We start from the raw sequence: 2011 nt of genomic DNA on the forward strand, positions 1-2011 counted from the left end.
CGGGAGGGCGGCCGGCAGCAGGGCGGCGCCGGCGAGCGCCTGGATGATCTCTCGTCTCGTAGTCATTCTGTATGAATCCTTCTGTTTTGCGTGGTGGGGAGAAAACGGTTCAGCCGTGGCCGGGCGCGAACGGGAACACTTGCTTCCGGTAGTACTCGAGGGGTTGCGCGGGCGCGCGCACGCCGGCCGGCAGCGGCAGGCCGGACTGGTGCTGGAAGTACGCGATGCACGCGTCGCGCCACCATACGGCCTCGCGCTGTTGCTGGGCCAGGCGCTGGGCGACGTCGTTGAAGCGCTGCGCATCCACGAACGGGCGCAGGCGCTGCCATTCGGCTTGCATCGCCGTCACTTCGGCCACGCCGTGGTCGTAGTGCGCAATCAGGTCGGTCCACAGCGTGCGGCCGTCCGGCATGCGGTAGTCCCACGGCAGGTGGTGGAACCACAGCAGGAACTCCTGCGGCGTCGTGGCCGGGTCGGCGAAGCGGCGCGCGACCTCGGGCGCGTACTGGGCCACGGCATTGCTGCCTTTCGCAGTGCGGTCGAAGCCGATGCCGTTCCTGTCGGCGCGGTGGTAGTAGACGGGGTTCCAGTCGGCGCGGCCCAGGTCGTCGACCCACGGCGCGGGACCATAATGGTGGCCGGTGCCCATGATGTGGTGCAGGCCGAGGGGCGTCATGTAGTCGACGACGGCTTCGCGCGAGCGCATCATCATGGCGACGACCGGATCGACGACGCGCGCGTCCGGCGCGAACGTCTGGCCCGCCCATTCGCGTGCGATGGCGCGGCTGTCCAGGTCCGGGTTCCAGGCGAGGCGGCCGTAGGCGTACCAGTTGGCCTGGTCGAACGTGGAGCCCGTCCAGTTGCGGCTCGATCCGATGTTCGCGACGCCGGCGATGCCGCCGACATGCCCGTCCTGCGCGCCTTCCAGTACGCGCGCCACGGTCATGGGCGTCCCCCCGGCGCGGGTATCGAAGCGCAGCGTTTCCTGGAACAGGGGGCCGAGGTAGACGAGGTGCGTGGCGAAGCCGAGGTATTCCTTCGTCACCTGGAATTCCATCACGAGCGGCGTGTCCGGCATCGCGCCGAACAGCGGGTGCGCCGGTTCGCGCGGCTGGAAGTCGATGGCGCCGTTCTTCACCTGCACGAGTACGTTCTTGTCGAACTTGCCGTCCAGCGGCTTGAACTGGTCGTACGCTTGCGCCGCGCGGTCGCTGACCTGGTTCGGGTGCGCGGGCGGGTTGTAGACGAAGGCGCGCCACATCACGATGCCCTTGTGCGGCGCGAGCGCACGCGCCAGCATGTTGGCGCCGTCCGCGTGGTTGCGGCCATAGTCCTGCGGGCCGGGCTGGCCTTCCGAATTGGCCTTGACGAGGAAGCCGCCGAAATCGGGAATGGTGCGGTAGATCTCGTCCGCCTTGCGCGCCCACCACGCCGCGACGGCGGGGTCGAGCGGATCGGCCGTCTTCGTCTCCTTCAGTTCCAGCGGCGTCGACCAGCGCACGGAGAGATAGACGCGGATGCCGTACGGGCGCAGCACGTTCGCGATGGCGGCCGCCTTGGCGATGAACGCGGGGCTCAGCACCTCGGCCTTCGCGTTGACGTTGTTGAGGACCGAGCCGTTGATGCCGAGCGACGCGTTGGCGCGCGCGTAGTCCGTGTAGCGCGGGTCGACGATGTTGGGGAGCTCCCACCAGTTCCAGATCGATTCGCCCGCGTAGCCGCGTTCGACGGTGCGGTCCAGGTTGTCCCAGTGGTTCAGCACCCGGAGGGGCAGCGCCGGCTTGTCGGCGAGCGCGATGCTGTCGGGCGCGGTGCCCAGTTGCAGCTGGCGCAGCCACGCGAAGCTGCCGTACAGGAGGCCGACGTCGGAGTTCGCCGCGATCAGCGTGATGGGGACGCCACCCTGGCGCGTGCGACGCACGACATAGCCTTCAGGACCGACGGTGGCGAGGTCGCGGCGCACGGCATCCGCGTCGGCCAGGCCCGCCGGGAGCGTGGCGCGGGCGAGGAC

General features: G+C 69.3%; 1 protein-coding gene. It reads right to left on the reverse strand.

Annotation, left to right across the window (positions count from 1 at the left end; genetic code table 11):
- Positions 1–109: 109 nt before the first annotated feature.
- A partial coding sequence (locus ACEN88_RS30260; protein WP_413345665.1) for an alpha-glucuronidase family glycosyl hydrolase occupies positions 110–2011 on the reverse strand: 1902 nt, incomplete at its 5' end.

It is taken from the genome of Massilia sp. CT11-108 (assembly GCF_047302915.1).
GTDB classification, from domain to species: domain Bacteria; phylum Pseudomonadota; class Gammaproteobacteria; order Burkholderiales; family Burkholderiaceae_D; genus Telluria; species Telluria orientalis.